At 42.3% G+C, this 14,461-nt stretch carries 21 protein-coding genes and 1 pseudogene; 11 read left to right on the top strand and 11 right to left on the bottom strand.

Annotated elements, in window-relative coordinates; translation table 11 throughout:
- Positions 1–66: 66 nt before the first annotated feature.
- On the bottom strand, positions 67–678 hold the full coding sequence (locus F6K46_RS14485) for a M23 family metallopeptidase (RefSeq protein WP_070392013.1): 612 nt from the start codon (positions 676–678) through the stop codon (positions 67–69).
- 385 nt (positions 679–1,063) lie between these two features.
- Between F6K46_RS14485 and F6K46_RS14480 the strand changes: the two genes are divergently transcribed.
- Positions 1,064–1,441, top strand: coding sequence for a hypothetical protein (locus tag F6K46_RS14480; RefSeq protein ID WP_293060138.1), 378 nt, complete (start codon positions 1,064–1,066; stop codon positions 1,439–1,441).
- Here F6K46_RS14480 and F6K46_RS14475 read toward each other — a convergent pair.
- The 6 genes from F6K46_RS14475 to F6K46_RS14450 all read right to left on the bottom strand — a co-directional run bounded on the left by F6K46_RS14475 (position 1,418) and on the right by F6K46_RS14450 (position 6,821).
- A complete protein-coding gene (locus F6K46_RS14475) occupies positions 1,418–1,552 on the bottom strand; it encodes a hypothetical protein (protein ID WP_293060135.1) in 135 nt (44 codons plus the stop codon). The two genes, F6K46_RS14480 and F6K46_RS14475, sit on opposite strands and share 24 nt — an antisense overlap.
- A gap of 11 nt (positions 1,553–1,563) precedes the next feature.
- Positions 1,564–1,911 carry a hypothetical protein gene (locus tag F6K46_RS14470; protein ID WP_229415292.1) on the bottom strand — a complete coding sequence of 116 codons (348 nt, stop codon included), beginning with the start codon at positions 1,909–1,911 and terminating at the stop codon, positions 1,564–1,566.
- A 6-nt stretch (positions 1,912–1,917) separates the two neighbouring features.
- On the bottom strand, positions 1,918–2,520 hold the full coding sequence (locus F6K46_RS14465; RefSeq protein WP_293060129.1) for a MoxR family ATPase: 603 nt from the start codon (positions 2,518–2,520) through the stop codon (positions 1,918–1,920).
- Positions 2,521–2,969: 449 nt separating this feature from the next.
- Positions 2,970–5,111: an ATP-binding protein gene (locus F6K46_RS14460; protein ID WP_293060126.1), complete on the bottom strand. Its 2,142-nt coding sequence runs from the start codon at positions 5,109–5,111 to the stop codon at positions 2,970–2,972.
- Between the two features lie 236 nt (positions 5,112–5,347).
- Positions 5,348–6,223, bottom strand: coding sequence for an Rpn family recombination-promoting nuclease/putative transposase (locus F6K46_RS14455; protein ID WP_293060123.1), 876 nt, complete (start codon positions 6,221–6,223; stop codon positions 5,348–5,350).
- 4 nt (positions 6,224–6,227) lie between these two features.
- Complete coding sequence (locus F6K46_RS14450) at positions 6,228–6,821, bottom strand: Uma2 family endonuclease (protein ID WP_075899291.1); 594 nt, start codon at positions 6,819–6,821, stop codon at positions 6,228–6,230.
- A 395-nt stretch (positions 6,822–7,216) separates the two neighbouring features.
- On the opposite strand from F6K46_RS14450, the gene F6K46_RS14445 reads away from it, so the two are divergent.
- A complete protein-coding gene (locus F6K46_RS14445) occupies positions 7,217–7,390 on the top strand; it encodes a hypothetical protein (protein ID WP_293060119.1) in 174 nt (57 codons plus the stop codon).
- Between the two features lie 104 nt (positions 7,391–7,494).
- On the opposite strand, the gene F6K46_RS14440 is transcribed toward F6K46_RS14445, so the two are convergent.
- Complete coding sequence (locus F6K46_RS14440; RefSeq protein ID WP_293060116.1) at positions 7,495–8,052, bottom strand: GerMN domain-containing protein; 558 nt, start codon at positions 8,050–8,052, stop codon at positions 7,495–7,497.
- A gap of 690 nt (positions 8,053–8,742) precedes the next feature.
- Positions 8,743–9,861: a YbjN domain-containing protein gene (locus F6K46_RS14435; protein ID WP_293060113.1), complete on the bottom strand. Its 1,119-nt coding sequence runs from the start codon at positions 9,859–9,861 to the stop codon at positions 8,743–8,745.
- A 148-nt stretch (positions 9,862–10,009) separates the two neighbouring features.
- Here F6K46_RS14435 and F6K46_RS14430 point away from each other — a divergent pair, with 148 nt between their 5' ends.
- Both F6K46_RS14430 and F6K46_RS14425 read left to right on the top strand, forming a co-directional pair.
- A complete protein-coding gene (locus F6K46_RS14430) occupies positions 10,010–10,147 on the top strand; it encodes a hypothetical protein (RefSeq protein WP_293060202.1) in 138 nt (45 codons plus the stop codon).
- A 30-nt stretch (positions 10,148–10,177) separates the two neighbouring features.
- Complete coding sequence (locus tag F6K46_RS14425; protein WP_366510728.1) at positions 10,178–10,429, top strand: XisI protein; 252 nt, start codon at positions 10,178–10,180, stop codon at positions 10,427–10,429.
- A gap of 22 nt (positions 10,430–10,451) precedes the next feature.
- On the opposite strand, the gene F6K46_RS14420 is transcribed toward F6K46_RS14425, so the two are convergent.
- A complete protein-coding gene (locus F6K46_RS14420; RefSeq protein ID WP_008178108.1) occupies positions 10,452–10,787 on the bottom strand; it encodes a XisI protein in 336 nt (111 codons plus the stop codon).
- Positions 10,788–10,896: 109 nt separating this feature from the next.
- Here F6K46_RS14420 and F6K46_RS14415 point away from each other — a divergent pair, with 109 nt between their 5' ends.
- The 4 genes and pseudogenes from F6K46_RS14415 to F6K46_RS40145 all read left to right on the top strand — a co-directional run.
- Positions 10,897–11,103, top strand: a complete 207-nt coding sequence (locus F6K46_RS14415) for a hypothetical protein (protein WP_293060108.1) — start codon at positions 10,897–10,899, stop codon at positions 11,101–11,103.
- Positions 11,104–11,248: 145 nt separating this feature from the next.
- Positions 11,249–11,527, top strand: a complete 279-nt coding sequence (locus F6K46_RS14410; RefSeq protein ID WP_293060105.1) for a hypothetical protein — start codon at positions 11,249–11,251, stop codon at positions 11,525–11,527.
- Positions 11,524–11,973 carry a type II toxin-antitoxin system VapC family toxin gene (locus F6K46_RS14405; protein WP_293060102.1) on the top strand — a complete coding sequence of 150 codons (450 nt, stop codon included), beginning with the start codon at positions 11,524–11,526 and terminating at the stop codon, positions 11,971–11,973. Before F6K46_RS14410 ends, F6K46_RS14405 begins: the two co-directional genes overlap by 4 nt.
- A gap of 113 nt (positions 11,974–12,086) precedes the next feature.
- A pseudogene (locus tag F6K46_RS40145) lies at positions 12,087–12,164 on the top strand (XisI protein); the annotation flags it as partial.
- A gap of 54 nt (positions 12,165–12,218) precedes the next feature.
- Here the strand turns inward: F6K46_RS40145 and F6K46_RS14400 are convergent.
- Entirely contained in the window at positions 12,219–12,440 is a 222-nt protein-coding gene (locus F6K46_RS14400; protein ID WP_293060099.1) for a hypothetical protein, read from the bottom strand.
- A 98-nt stretch (positions 12,441–12,538) separates the two neighbouring features.
- Between F6K46_RS14400 and F6K46_RS14395 the strand changes: the two genes are divergently transcribed.
- From F6K46_RS14395 to F6K46_RS14385, 3 genes are all read left to right on the top strand, one after another.
- The gene (locus F6K46_RS14395) at positions 12,539–12,877 is read left to right on the top strand and encodes a DUF433 domain-containing protein (RefSeq protein ID WP_366510727.1); all 339 of its coding nucleotides are present in this window, start codon (positions 12,539–12,541) and stop codon (positions 12,875–12,877) included.
- Positions 12,878–12,904: 27 nt separating this feature from the next.
- The gene (locus F6K46_RS14390) at positions 12,905–13,231 is read left to right on the top strand and encodes a DUF433 domain-containing protein (RefSeq protein WP_293060096.1); all 327 of its coding nucleotides are present in this window, start codon (positions 12,905–12,907) and stop codon (positions 13,229–13,231) included.
- 229 nt (positions 13,232–13,460) lie between these two features.
- Positions 13,461–14,087 carry a type I restriction endonuclease gene (locus F6K46_RS14385; RefSeq protein WP_293060094.1) on the top strand — a complete coding sequence of 209 codons (627 nt, stop codon included), beginning with the start codon at positions 13,461–13,463 and terminating at the stop codon, positions 14,085–14,087.
- Positions 14,088–14,461 lie beyond the last annotated feature (374 nt).

Raw genomic sequence — 14,461 nt, 5'->3', positions numbered from 1 at the left:
CATGCATGTTTGAAACATGTTAATGGTTAATGGTTAATGGCCATTAACCATTAACATTTTTGCCAATCAAACTCGTGTTTTATACATTGCCCGCAGCACCTGGGCTGGGTCAACGTATTGCTTGCCATACTTCAATCCCCAGTGCAGATGAGGACCGGTGGTACGACCAGTCATCCCTACTCGACCGATTCTAGCTCCAGAAGGCAACAGTTGGCCTTCCTTGATCTGAATCCCACCGGAGTTGTCAATTAAATAGCGAGTACCTCCATTTTTAACTGCGTATCCTTTCATGTGACAGTAGATGTGCTGCCACTTGCCCGATTGAATAGTTATTGAGGTGCCGCAAGCAGTACCATCAGAAATTTTAATTACTTTACCACTCCACCAGTTACGGATATAGCTTCCTTCAGGGGCAGCTATGTCTAAACCTCGGTGGAATTCCCATCCAGAACCTCTAGGAGAGGGTCGGTAACCGAAGCCAGAGGTGTAGCCCCGGAAGTTTTCTACGGGAAAGGAACCCCCTTTGGCAAAACTTCTTACTCCGGCTACCAAGCTTGAGGGAGGTTCTGATGCAGTTACTGGCTGGCTGGGCAAACTCGAAAGGGTACTTAAACCGATTAAACTCGTTAAACTCAGTCCAGCGAAAATTAGAAGCCTTGATAAATAACCACTGCGCATTAGTTCTAGTCTGGCTTTAGCTAGTTAGGGGTCTTTCCATTTATATCCCTCGAGATCACCTGCCATCAGCAGGGTGTTTGGGGTTTTTGAGGTATTTATCAAAATCTTGAGTTTTGTTAAGATACCTCAATAAGCTAATACACATTTAACTTGCACAATTTAGCGATGCAGCGCGGTCTTGGGGGTTTCCCCCATGAGCGACTGCATCAAGACAAGGATTGAATTTTTTGTGAAGGGTTGACCTTTGACTAACCGTTCTGCCCGTGTCTACTGTGCGCGTGTCTAGCGTTAACCGTTAACACTAAAGCGATTAACTCAAATAGAGAAGTTAAATGTTGGTTAACTTAGTGATTAATTTGCCCCAGCCTACCCTATCCGTGAACCAATGCTGACTGAATTTTTGCCCTTCCGATTTGAGGTGGATACTACAGCGATCGCAGGAGCATCTTTGTGGTCTCTAGCGCTATATTTAAGCCTCTCGTCCTTCAGGCAATGGATTATGGAGCAATTAAACCGCTGGTTTAACTTTGCTGAGGGATTCTTTTACATCTCGGCTCAGGAATTTGAACGAACCCGCAAGGTCAGAGAATCTCAAAACGCTTTCTATGCGTCAGTTGTCAGCATTGTGCCTTTTTTAGTCATTGGTGCAGTTTGTAACTACGCCGTCGAAATTAGCCTGGGACACAGTTGGGCAATCAGTATCGGCATTATTGCTTGTATGAGCTGTGGTGTGTATGAATTAGGGCGTCAGTCTGGGAATTGAATTTAGCCAGTGATTGGTCATTCTCGGGCGCGTTCGCGTAGCGTGGCCATTCCCGTAGCGTTGCCCATTCCCGTAGCGTGGCCTTTTGGTCAAGGCCAAGGCCAATCGCATACTCTGACTAACTAATCTGGTATCCTGGTCTTGCTAAGGGCCTCATGATCCTGTTGAGTTTTGACTAGAGTTTCTAGATGAGGCAGATTGGCGGTTGGAGTATCCGCTAATGCTTCAGCAGTACTTTGATTCCCTTGTTGATCCCGTTCCAAAATTCTCAACCAATCTAAAAATTCACTAGTACCTGGTATTTTTTGCCAACTTCTCAATCCCCGCAGTTCTCCAAATTTTTGGATAGCTGCTTCGGATACGCGGGTAATATCAGTTTTAAAATGACTCTGGATAATCTGTTTTAGGGTAGCATTTTCTGGAAATTTAAGGTAGTAAAATAAACAACGACGTAGGAAGGGTTTTGGCAATTATTTTTACCTATTACTGGTAATAATAATTAACGGTAAAAAATCTCTTCGTTCTTCTTTTGTTTTCCCTTTTAAAGCATCAAAACGAACGTTTATTACTTCTTTAACTTGGAATTGCAATCGCTCTAATCCTAGGAGCAAGTCATTAGGAAAATCCCGATCTGCTTTATCAATTTCATCAATGAGAAGCACCGAAGGAATGTCATTTTGTGATTGCTTAATTGCCTCGCCCAACTCTCCTAGGGTAACATAATTTCTGCGGTACAAAGGTTGGCTGGGATTACCTGCGGTTTGACGTTCCTGAATGTCATACAACCGACCTATGGCATCATAATCATAAAGTAAGTCCTGGGCTCGACTGGTAGAGCGGATGTAGCAGCTGTAGAGGGGATAACCCAGTTCATAGGCAACCGCATAAGCTAATCGCGTTTTCCCGCAGCCTGGGTCACCTTCTAATAATAAAGGACGACGCAGGTAGAGAGCAGTATTAACTGCATCTGCCAAAGCTTTAGAAGCAATGTAAGGTTCTGGCTCTTGCCATGCACCAGGAAGCGGTTTGTAGCGACACTTACCGTCACCTGTGTACTTTCTTATCCCTAAGTCATCCATAGCACCTTATACGAATTCACTAAAATAATTCTAGAAATAAGATAACAGGAATAAAAAGAAATAACTTGATCAATAATATGTTTGCGATCGCCTAAGGATTACAGTATTATAATTGTCGCTTAATCAGGTAAATAGCACGTAAGCATTCAGCTATCAGCCTTGGCCAAAGGCCAACGGCTGAATGCTTACAATAGCACTAGGTAAGTTGTTAGTTTAAAACTGGCTCACTACTGACCATGGCCGGATTATTGTAAGCATTCAGCTATCAGCGGTCAGTCGTCAGCCGTTAGCTTTGTGGGACAAGCCAAAAGCGTTGTGACTTGGTTCACTCAGATTAAACCAATGGTTACCTGTTTTATTCAAAAGCACCATCTGTAGCGCTAATCGCGCTATAGCACCTCAAGTAGCACCATCTGTAGCGCATTAGCTGACGGCTGAATACTTAGGGATTATTTAAGCGATCGCATTCCATCACTCCAGACCTTACCCATCTTCTGATACTCCCGGCGAGTGCCCTGTAACAAATGTTCCATCATCACTCCACTACCTGCTTCAGCTGCTAGAAAAGCTGCTGCTAGGGCAATATTCTTGATATTCCCTCCACTCAATTTGAACTGTCGTGCCAAAAACTCAAAATCTACATCTGCTGACAAGGGGATTTCCTCAGTCCAAATCCCCTCCCAAATGCGCCGACGACTAGCTTCATCTGGTGAGGGAAAGTGTACTGTAAAGGCTAACCTACGGACAAATGCCTCGTCTAAATTTTGGCGCAGATTTGTTGTCAAAATTGATATCCCCTCATATTCCTCCATCTTCTGCAACAGATACCCAACTTCAATATTGGCGTAGCGGTCATGAGCATCTCGAACTTCAGAGCGTTTGCCAAACAGAGCATCTGCTTCGTCAAATAGAAGAATAGCGTTAGCTGTTTCCGCAGCCATAAAAATGCGGTTGAGATTTTTCTCAGTCTCGCCAATGTACTTACTGACAACTTGGGATAAATCAATTTTGTATAGCTCAAGCTGTAGTTCATTAGCAATCACTTCCGCCGCCATGGTCTTACCTGTGCCTGGTGGACCTGAAAATAGTACATTTAATCCTTTGCCAATGGATAGCTTGCGGTGAAAGCCCCATTTCTCATAGACAATATGACGATACTTGGCTTGATTACAAATTTCTTTGAGCTGAGCGAGTTGATCGGGGGGTAAGATAATGTCTTGCCAACTATACTTAGGGTTAAGTTTGCGAGCTAATTCAGTTAAATTACTACCAGATTGGTCACGAGCCGCTGCTAATAAGTCATTTAGGGTTGGCTTAATTGTACTGTTTAATGGCAATTCTTCAAATTCGGCAGCAGCACGCCACAAAGCCTGATTACAAGCAGTTGTTACTGCTCCTGCTATTTGGGCTGAACTCAAGGTAAAACGATTGGCTAGGGTATCCAAGTCGCGATCGCTAAGTACAATTCCTTTAGTTTCTAAAGTAGCTTGCCAGTAAACGCGCCGTTGATAAAAATCCGGTGTAGCAAAAGGTAAAGTAATCACACCCTGGAGATTGGTAAACTTTGGCACCAACGACTGTGTTCCAGATAAGATCACCACACTTTTTTCCTCAGTTAGTCTGTCAAGTAAGCTTTTATATAACAGATGCTGCTCTTTGGTCTGTAGTGCATCTAAACTTTCCAGACTTTCTAGATAAAGGATAGCATCGTGAAAACATGCTTCACGAAATAGCAATTTTAGCAGTTGGTCAAACTCTTCCTTAATTGCTAAAGCTTGAGCTAAATCCGCAATCAATAACTGCTTGTTGAGTTGAGCGGCAAGGGCGATCGCTCCACGGCGTTTTTCAGTAGAATATAAACCAGAGAAATACAGATGTAGAGGCTGACTAGTATGTTGAGCGTGTTTGACTAGCTTAGGAACTATGTGTTTAATGTCATCCTTAATCGGTAACTTGTCCTCAACAGTAGGACTATCTATCAATTGACACCAAGATTCTAAACGCGGTTCAAGACTCTTTTGTTTTAACAGAGAATGGATAACCTGATCATCTAGCTTGAGATAATAGGATAATATTGGTGGTTTAAGCTGATGAGGGTCAGGAATTAAATGAAGTAAGCCATGTTTGATTAAGGGTGCGTCAGGAGCAAAATGAACTCGTTGCAACAGCTTGGCTTCAGCAGAGGGACATAGTAAATTTAAGGCTAAATCAATACTAGGTCGCCTGCGAGTCACATCATCCTGGAGATAGGCATACAGACCCTCGTAACTTAAATCAATTTCTGGAGCCAGGGCAATCAGCATTATGTCTAAATCAAATCCAGACAAACCGAAAGTCTGTTTCAGCCAGTTTAATGGTGTATTGTTAGTCTGATCGGACTCAGTTTTTTCTGCATCTACTGCAAACAAAGGTATCCCTGGTTCACGATCTAGGAGTTGCTTGACCTGATCGCGATCAATACGAAGACCTCGATAAGGGTCAGTAGCTGCTTGAGAACCGTAGACAGCTTCTGCTTTTATTACTGCTTGCTCTAGTAATTTATTTAGTCTTTCTAAGGCTGAGAGTAGATCGTCGAACATGGAGTATACCATTTTAATTTCAATCGGTATCGGGAATTGAGCCAAGCTTTCGCCTCGTTACGGGTAACTTCACAAGATGGGAGGCTGTTGGGGAAGTTGATAATCTTTGGGTATGAGGAAGAATTGGCCGTAGGCCACGCTAAAAGCGATTGACCTACGGTCACGCGGGGCGCGATTAGCCCTTTGGGCTACGCTACGCGAACGCTTTGGATTAGAACAAAGGGTTTGGGCAAAGTTAGTATTGATGGTTAATTCATTGTCTCGCGCAGCTCTCGAACAACTTCCAGACTCAATCCTGTTGTTGCCGCGATCGCTTCGTCATCTAGTACAGTGAGTAATTTTTGAGCAATAATGCGTTGTTCTTCTTTTTTCCCTTCCAGACGACCTTCTTTTTTCCCTTCCAGACGACCTTCTTCTCGACCAAGAGCAACTGCTCCCTGCTGATCGTAGATAAACATTTCTCGACGTTCCAAATCTTCAAGTTCAGTGGGGGTTAAGTTGGCTTGATTGGCAATTTCAAAGGCTCGTTGTAATTCCGGAATATTGTCCATATTTTCGGGGATGGAGGCAAGCGATCGCGCAGATTTGATAAAGTAAATCCATTTATCGGTAATGGTTTCGAGTTCTGGGAGTTCTTTGGTAAACTTTGGTAACTCAACGAACACTAGTTCGATATCGTTTTCGGGATACACCGACCCATCAGATACTTCTCGATAAACGAAACGAGAGGTAAAATGATGGCGATTGGCGAACATTTCAAAATCGGTCAGGGTTAGAGCAATGACTGGTTTGAGCATGCGGTAGCCCTCTCCCTTTTGTAGTTGAAAGGCGTAGGTTTTAGCAGCGTTGAACAATACTCTTTTACCAAAGGATTGCACATTTAAAACTTGCATTTCGATGATGACCAGGGTGCTATCATTCAGTTTAGCTTTGACATCAAGGTAAGTATCTTTTAAGCCCTCAACTTTTGGCGGTAAGTTGGGATTAATGATTTCTAAGTCTTCAATGGTAGAGTTACCGTCATAAATCAAGGCATTGAGAAAACTAATCAGAATGTCTTTACTTTCAGCGGAACCAAATATTTTTTTGAAGGCGTAGTCAGTTTTGGGATTGATAAATCTCATCGTTTTAGCTGTTATCGAGTTGGTCAATGTCTTCGTAAAGCAAGTTAATGGGAAATGCTAGCTCAATGCTGGTAAGTTCAACTTGACAATCCTCTGGGCGATCAGGGCTACTAGGATAATGGTACAGTTCCCATCTCTGGTTTTCGTTTAATCGATAGCATTCTACGCTCATTTGATCGGGATCAATTAAAACATATTCTCGTAATGTTTCAATGTGGCGATAGTGTCTAAATTTTTGGCCACGGTCCAAGGCTTCTGTGGTGCTAGAGAGCACTTCTACAATGAGACAAGGATAACGAATATAATCCCGGGCAGTGCGGTCTCTGTGATCACAGGTAACGGATACGTCTGGATAGTGAAAAGGACCTTGTTCTGTAATCCCAACTTTGGCATCGCTGCTCAAGGTTTTACATTGTTTACCCCGCAGATGGGGTTTGATTAAAGCGACTAGATTTACAGCTACTTGGTTATGGGGGATGGTGCCCCCAGTCATGGCATAGATCTGACCGTCAATATAGCCGTAGCGGGCAAGTTGCTCTGCTTCCCAAGCTAAATAGTCCTGGGGGGACATTTGGGGAGTGTCAAGTTGAGCAATCATGGCAATTTATATCAAAAATCGGCTTATTTTTAATATATAACATTTCTCAATAGGTCATGAACAATGTTGCTAATTTTTCATAACATCAAAAATTATTCGGAGCTCTTTTATACTGTTCCCTGTTCCCAGATACGCTGTTACCTTTTGATATCAATCCTATGTTTATCTCTCCAAAAAAAATGCTATATACCCAATCTGATGGAAGAGAGATAACTGTAAACAATCTGCAACGGATTTGTTACAAAAATTCTCAAATTATGTTATAATATAAGTTGATTTGTCTGTTATAATAAAATTGACATGGAGGTTAAACGTTCCATGTTAAGAGCCAGCCTAATGATTTTCCAGACTCGAAGGCTGGCTCTAGTACCCCTAGAAAAGGATATAGTTTGATTATGTCTTATTCTGAACGCCTTCATCCGTGGGTGATAGTCCGCCTATTGCCAAGAATGCAACGAGTAGTTGTTGCTCGGTTCCGCAAGCGATCGGATGCGGAAGGTCATTTAAAAGCCCTGAAACGGTTGATGCCTGATGCTCAATTTGTGATTATCTTTGTTCGCGTAGCGTGACCTTTGGTCAATGTAGGAAATCATCCTATGGGTAAAGAATCTTAGCGCTGCACCCAAGGGAGTATAAAGCAGGAAGTAAGGAGTAGCAATGGATCGCTTTTATCCTACTTCCTGCAGAAGTTTTCACCACTTAAGTCCCCAAAACAATTGCCCTCTTTGTTGAGGATAACTACCGATTTGATAGTTGAGAACTGTTTGAGGGTAGATTCAATAGCACTGGTAGCTCTAGCATCATAGCCTACTCCAGGGGAAGGAATGGCACGGCAAAACTTGAGGGTCGCGGTTTCTGCTGCAATAGAGAGGGTAAAATCTTTACCACAGTTGGAGCTACCTTTAAGTTGTAGTGCTTCGGTGAAACCAATTTTAGTTTCTGCTTTGGTCGGACCAATAATCAACTGTTCAATGGCAAAAGTAGCCACTGCACGACTAGTGGTGCTTCTGACTACAGGTTCTACATACCTAAAATCCTGATTACTTTGAGGTTGCTTGGGAAAAAAAACTTTAACGTTTCTTTGGTTAGGAGTAGTTTGAGTTTGGGTAGGAGTTGGGGATGTTTCTACTTCTATTATAGGAGATGGATAGGAAGTGGATGTATCCGGTGGCGGTGTCTCTTGTTGGTTACAAGCATTGAGACTCAAGTATGCTAAGAGTATGCTAGTCAAGAGTATAGTTTTAGATTTGTGTAGATCCATTGCGCACCTCGACGTTATCCTGGTTCAATTTAATAGGTAAGCATATGCTTACGTGTAAGCATTCAGCCGTCAGCTATCAGCTATCAGCTATTAGCGAGTAGGCGCTTTAACTGCACTGGTTCGGATCAGTAAAACGAGCAGGGATTGTTAAGCAGCCATACTCGTTCGTAAGCTTGTTTACTACCTCCCGTTGATTAGTTAATTAGCTGACGGCACCTCAAGTAGCGTGAGCTAAAAGCTCACGGCTGATAGCTGAATGCTTACACTTACGTTAATACAATATCTCTATCAAAAACTTTATGGCTCCGTTATTGTCCCTCAATCTGTGGCGAATGAATTAGCTGCTGGATAATATAGCAATTCTACGACTGAGGTACACAATTTCTAAATTTTAGGGAACAGGGAACAGGGAACAGGGAACAGGGAACAGGGAATAGGGAATAGGGAATAGGGAATAGGGAATAGGGATGCGCTGCATTAAGAGGTGCGACCCGTGGCGAATTTAATTCTTAATGGTAAGAGCGCACCTAACAGGGAATCAACGTCAAAGAAGACTGTACATCATGAGTCCTAGAAACGCTATATTTACTCTTGATTACTCCACAAGAATGGCTGTTTTGAAACTTGCTGGTGAATTATCTGGGTAAGTCTATTCCTGTCTTAACCCTCAATCCGCAAAATCGCTTCTTTCACTTCCACCTCTGATTCAATAACTGCTATAATTACCGGTAAATATTCATCCATTGTCATCACGTTAGCATAAACTATTGGTTTAATTAAAGCCAAACTAAGATTGTCATCTTGTACATCAATGCTGGTTTTGTAGCGGATTTCTCCATCCTCTAAATCGAATTCAAAGTTACCCATAATCATGCCATAGTTGGCGCGGGTGATGAATTCTGTGATGGCTAAGTGCTTGTTTTCTGGAGCCTTAACGGGGCACATTGAATAAAATACAAATTGTCTTTGTTCTTCTCTGGCTTGGGCGTAGCAAGTCCATTGTCCATTTTCACCCCGAAATAAAAGACGCAAGGCTGATGTTTCTGGTATATTGACAAATTGCCATTGGTCTGATTCAAAAAAGTTAACTATTGCGGTAAAGATTGATTGGTTTGTGGTGGTATCTTCTTCTGTGTCGGAGAATTTTTCATCAACTAATTCGTTGAAAACGCTGGTAATTCCTTCAAGAAATTCAGAGGTAGCGTTTTGGGTAGCTTCAGCTAAATTGGCTTGGGTCCATTCTTGGAAAAAGTTAACAATTCCTTCTGACAGTTCTTCGCTGGTAGCTTCTGGGTGGTTAATGGTGGAAGGATTAAGGTAGTTCCAGAAGGTGTTATAACCGACTTCACCGTTGGGTTGTTGCTGTTTTACCGATAAGCATAGCCAGCTTTCGGTGTTGAGTAGTTTGTTTGTTAAGGGGTTTTCGGGTTGTTGACAAAGGTGAAGCAGGTAGTTAGCAGCTTCTTCTGCGGTGGAAGCCTTTTCTAATAGCTGTGGCAGTAAATCCGGTTGGAGAGTGGTTTCAATTTGGATGTCACCACTGGGGAGAAAGTTACCACCACTCATGGGTGCCCGTACTTCTGGTTTGAGGTTGAATAGTTTTTCGGTGTCGATGCGGTGGTAAAGTTCGGGGGTTACACAGAAGGTAAGACGACATTCGATGATTTGGTCGTTTTGTTTGGTGAGGGATAGGGAAGTTGTGGGAATGGTTAAGGGATTGGAGGAGTCGCTTAAGGTTAACTCTTTGTCTAAAGGGAAGTTTTCAGTATAATCATTCATTTTTTTGATACATTAAAGTAAAGCCAGTTGTGGTTAATGGCAGTCCTGGTTTTAGTTCCAGTACTTTTTTTCGATGTAAATATTGAGGAAATTATCGAATGGAAACCACCAATCAACGTTTAGAGCAATGGCGTGAAACCCTGTCTTGATGCAGTCGCTCATGGGGGAAACCACGGCAGTCGCTCATGGGGGAGACCCCCAAGACCGCGCTGCCTCCCCAAGACCGCGCTGCATCGCTAGAAAATATTTTAAAGTATTACGCCAATCTTCCTTACCGCTATGGTGATGTGACAACCTCTGTAATTATCAGTAGCGATTGACCGTAGGTCACGCGGGGCGCGTTCGCAATCATTTTATGCTGCTCGATGAAGGCTGGGAAAATCATCGCCGTGTATATGGTACCATTGTTCATGCTCAAATCCGCGATGGTAAAATCTGGATTCACTACGACGGTATTGAAGATGGTATCACGGATGAATTGGTTGCTTCAGGAGTACCGAAGGATAGGATTGTTCTTGCTTTTCATCCCCCCGAGATTCGTGAACATACTGGGTATGCGGTTGCATAGGGTTTAGCATCGTTATCTGAATCTAATTCACTGCAAAGTCAGTATATTGACGTACAGCAGGTTCTTGAAATGCTAGTACAATATCAGTTTTTGGTACTCCCAATTTGACGAGTTCGTTGGCAAAACCAATTTCAGTTCCATCATGATGTATCCAAATTTTAGCATTTTTGATGCTGAAATGTAGAACACAACCATACATGGGTTGGCGATTCTTCCAACCGGTATAGACAACTTGGTAATGGTCGTGGTCTGAGTCAAATATTAAGGCAGCTTCAACATCTTGATCAGATGGACTTTTACTGGCATAATCACTCAGAAGTTGTTTAATGTATTGGCGATACTGGATTATTTTTTCCATTCTAAAATAACCTCTTCAGATAAGCAATCTATGCAAATCTTGATACAAAAATATTATATAATAATGGACTTCCTTTAGAGTTCTAAGTTATTCTGGGTTAGGTTAGCGATTGACCGTAGGTCACGCTACGCGATGGGACCTAGGAGCCGCTAAAAGCGATTGGCCGTTGACCACGCTACGCTCCGGAAGCGTTTCGGCAAAGCCGACGCTACGCGAACGCAAAGCGTGGCCGAAAGGCCTCAGCTTCCGCGCTTATGCGATCGCGTATAGTCCAAGGGGATCGAAAGTGCGATCGCTCTTTAAGTGGCGTTGCTGAATTAGGAAATGAATAGGAGTGGGGTGGGCATCCTGCCTGCCCGGAAATGAAACGGCCAAGATGCCCGTTCCACGGCAAGATGGTGCATCTCACTGTCTTGTATAATGGTAATGCCTGGAAAATAATTTCATTATTTATAAAAAAAATGACTATAACGCTTCAATTTAAACCAGAAGTCGAGGCTCGTTTAATTGCTCAAGCTGCTGCCAAAGGTTTATCATTAGACACCTATCTTGAATCTGTAATTGAAGAGAGTTTGATTAACCAAAAACAAATATCTTTCTATCAAACAGCAACCGATCAAGAATGGAACTCGGAATTGATGGATTTAATCAATAGTCCAGCTTTTACTGTAGCACCGCCACTTGCGGATACAGCAGTTGACCGAGAAATTATCTACACAAGAGAAGAAGAAATGTTATGAGCTATTTGGTGGATACAAATGTTTTGCTGCGTTTGGTGCAGAAGACTAGCCCGATGCATCCCGATGCTCGAAAAGCGATTTTTATACTTAGAAGACAAGGTGTGTCCTTATGTATTATTCCACAGAATCTTATCGAGTTTTGGGCTGTTGCTACACGGCCAATTAGCAATAATGGTTTAGGTTTATCTATTGATGAAGCTTCACAAGCAACAGATAAAATCAAGAGACTATTTGTACTATATCCTGATACTCCTGAGATTTTGGCTGAGTGGGAAAGTATTGTTATTAAACATCAGGTTAAGGGAAAACAAGTACATGATGCTCGTTTAGTTGCTGCGATGGTAACTCATAAAATTACACATTTACTTACATTTAACATTGATGACTTCAAACGTTTTTCTGAGATTATAAGTGTTAATCCCCAAAGTGTTGCTTCACAAGCTTAGATATATTCGGTGATGTAACAACCTATGTGAGTATCAGTGGCGATTGACCGTAGGTCACGCTACGGGAACGCAATTATTTTCTGCTGCTCCATGAAGGCTGGTAAAATCATCGCCGTGTATATGGTACGATTGTTCATAGTTCAATCCGCGATGGTAAAATCTGGATTCACTACGACATTTCTCAACGATAGCGGCATCGCCACGTAAGAAGTAAGATAGAATATTGGTATCCAGTAGAGATTGTTTCATAGCTCGCGGATACGCTCTAAGTCCATGGCGCGGTTTGCTTCAATATTGCCAATAATGTCATCTATCAGGTCAGGGGTATCAGATGCCATTCCCGCAAAGTCCATGAAATCAACAGGCGATCGCTTTGCTTTGAGAAAACGCAGGAAGTTAAGCACTTCTTTAATCACAGGTGACGGAACAGTTTCCAGTTCTTTGAGCAGTTCTTGTTTTGGTGTCATGGCGATCGCTCCATAGCTTGCTTTCTATTGTAAGGCTCAGTAGATGGAAAACTCTGAGGGGGTGGGTTACGCTGTCGAAGGGCGCACCCTACAAGATCATGGGATTAGCCCAAAGGGCTACTATTAAGGAAAATAGTACGGTTTATTTTGTGTGTATGGTTCAGGTTACTGATTACCTGTACGTTGTTCGAGATGACCAGATTCTCAATAATGAACCGATCATTAAGGGGACTCGAACTCCTGTGAGGGCAGTTGTTGAAACGTGGCGTATGGGAGTTCCTCCGGAAGAAATTCCCATAGGAATGCCTCATCTGACACTGGCTCAGGTGTTTGGTGCTTTGACATATTACAGTGATCACCAAGATGAAATCAATCAATACATTGAACAAAATAAAATTCCAGATGAATTCATAGAGCCACTGGTTCAAGGGCTGTGAACAGATTATTTATTCATTTATATACCTATGACTATCAAACAACTAGAAACCCAATTACTTGCTCTATCTCCCACAGAGAAAACAGAAGCAATTCACCTTTTAGCCCATAGTTTGAACCAAAACTGGCGTGGAATAACCAAAACCAGAAACGTTTGTGGTGGTGATGCTTGTATTGCTGGAACTCGTATTCCTGTTTGGGTATTGGTAAATGCCCGTAATCTAGGCATTAGCGAGTCTCAACTACTCTATGACTATCCTACATTAACAGCAATTGATTTAGCGAATGCTTGGATCTATGCCCAAATTAATCCTGAGGAAGTTGCCACTGCAATCCAAGAAAATGAGGCAGATTAATGATGGTTCGTTTATATTAGAAAGTTACTCAAAAAGTAGGTCGGGGCCGAAGAACAAGACTCAATATATAGCAATTATCTATACCATGAGGTACCAAGGGATCCCCCTAAATCCCCCTTAATAAGGGGGACTTTGAGGTTGATCACCGTACCTCATAAATCCTAGAAACGCTATAAAAAGCTACAATATAAAAAGCTACAATGAATAAATTCCATAGCAATCGCTCTGTATGAGTAGACTACTGGCAATCGAAAAAACGATTTCAAGCTTTCAAGCATTACATGAGCGCTTGGGGTTATGTCGCGCCACTGATGAATCGTTTTTTTCAGAATGGCAGGTATCCTCTATTGAGATACTAGATGATGATAAATCTTTTCTGGACCGTCTCCGGCAGCGATATTATTATTACTACAATGCTGGTCTCTTAACTGAAGGAACGGTGCTTTTATCTATTGTTGCACCACTGCTGGAACGGTTGGAATTTCATGAGCCTCCGTTTTTTGTACAATCTGAGGTTCCTATCAGTCTGGAGGTGGAAGAACATAATGAAGTTTATCGAGGTCGGATAGATGTATTGGTGATTCGCGATCTTGTTTGGATACTGACTGTAGAAGCTAAACGATCTAAGTTTGCGGCGGATATTGCTTTACCACAGTGTTTAGCCTATATGAGTGCTGCACCACGACAACCAAGCTTTGGCATGGTAACGAATGGCAGCGATTTTATCTTCTGCAAGTTGAAGGATAAAGTATACGATTTTTCTGATGCGTTTTCATTATTGTCTCGGCAAAATAAGCTTTACGAGGTTGCGACTATTCTCAAGAAGTTAAAAACCAACAAATTTTCCGACAACTAGAGATTGCTGTTAGCGAAGCGGATGCTGTTGATGATTTTTGGCAGGCATACAGCACGAAGTTTGCGTACTTTTATAACTTTTTATTATATAATCAAGCTGTGTAGCAGCTTAGAGGATATCTGAAAAGTTTTTTTATACTGGATTTTGCCCCCCTAGGGCGTGTTTTCAAAGTTTTCCGCAAGATTATGATCCCCCCCAGCCCCCCTTAAAAAAGGGGGGAGCCATAGTCAAAGTCCCCCTTTTTTAAGCTATCCATTAGGCAAAAGTAGTCGAAACAGTGATAGAGACTAGGACGTAGAAGCAAGTTGTGAACCTTCAAACAAATGGTAAAAGGTAGAAAGCCCTCGCCAGAGAGTTTTCAAGCCAGGTTCGCC

The organism is Moorena sp. SIO3E8 (genome assembly GCF_010692445.1).
GTDB lineage: Bacteria > Cyanobacteriota > Cyanobacteriia > Cyanobacteriales > Coleofasciculaceae > Moorena > Moorena bouillonii.
The sequence above is the reverse complement of the archived record's forward strand: the minus strand, read 5'-3'. Positions and strand labels throughout refer to the sequence as shown.

Bases quoted from the DNA above. Each gene is read 5' to 3' on its own strand.
- F6K46_RS14485 (WP_070392013.1), bottom strand. From the start codon at position 678: ATGCGCAGTGGTTATTTATCAAGGCTTCTAATTTTCGCTGGACTGAGT.
- F6K46_RS14480 (WP_293060138.1), top strand. From the start codon at position 1,064: ATGCTGACTGAATTTTTGCCCTTCCGATTTGAGGTGGATACTACAGCG.
- F6K46_RS14475 (WP_293060135.1), bottom strand. From the start codon at position 1,552: ATGCGATTGGCCTTGGCCTTGACCAAAAGGCCACGCTACGGGAATGGG.
- F6K46_RS14465 (WP_293060129.1), bottom strand. From the start codon at position 2,520: ATGGATGACTTAGGGATAAGAAAGTACACAGGTGACGGTAAGTGTCGC.
- F6K46_RS14460 (WP_293060126.1), bottom strand. From the start codon at position 5,111: ATGGTATACTCCATGTTCGACGATCTACTCTCAGCCTTAGAAAGACTA.
- F6K46_RS14455 (WP_293060123.1), bottom strand. From the start codon at position 6,223: ATGAGATTTATCAATCCCAAAACTGACTACGCCTTCAAAAAAATATTT.
- F6K46_RS14450 (WP_075899291.1), bottom strand. From the start codon at position 6,821: ATGATTGCTCAACTTGACACTCCCCAAATGTCCCCCCAGGACTATTTA.
- F6K46_RS14445 (WP_293060119.1), top strand. From the start codon at position 7,217: ATGTCTTATTCTGAACGCCTTCATCCGTGGGTGATAGTCCGCCTATTG.
- F6K46_RS14435 (WP_293060113.1), bottom strand. From the start codon at position 9,861: ATGAATGATTATACTGAAAACTTCCCTTTAGACAAAGAGTTAACCTTA.
- F6K46_RS14430 (WP_293060202.1), top strand. From the start codon at position 10,010: ATGCAGTCGCTCATGGGGGAAACCACGGCAGTCGCTCATGGGGGAGAC.
- F6K46_RS14420 (WP_008178108.1), bottom strand. From the start codon at position 10,787: ATGGAAAAAATAATCCAGTATCGCCAATACATTAAACAACTTCTGAGT.
- F6K46_RS14410 (WP_293060105.1), top strand. From the start codon at position 11,249: ATGACTATAACGCTTCAATTTAAACCAGAAGTCGAGGCTCGTTTAATT.
- F6K46_RS14405 (WP_293060102.1), top strand. From the start codon at position 11,524: ATGAGCTATTTGGTGGATACAAATGTTTTGCTGCGTTTGGTGCAGAAG.
- F6K46_RS14400 (WP_293060099.1), bottom strand. From the start codon at position 12,440: ATGACACCAAAACAAGAACTGCTCAAAGAACTGGAAACTGTTCCGTCA.
- F6K46_RS14395 (WP_366510727.1), top strand. From the start codon at position 12,539: ATGGGATTAGCCCAAAGGGCTACTATTAAGGAAAATAGTACGGTTTAT.
- F6K46_RS14390 (WP_293060096.1), top strand. From the start codon at position 12,905: ATGACTATCAAACAACTAGAAACCCAATTACTTGCTCTATCTCCCACA.
- F6K46_RS14385 (WP_293060094.1), top strand. From the start codon at position 13,461: ATGAGTAGACTACTGGCAATCGAAAAAACGATTTCAAGCTTTCAAGCA.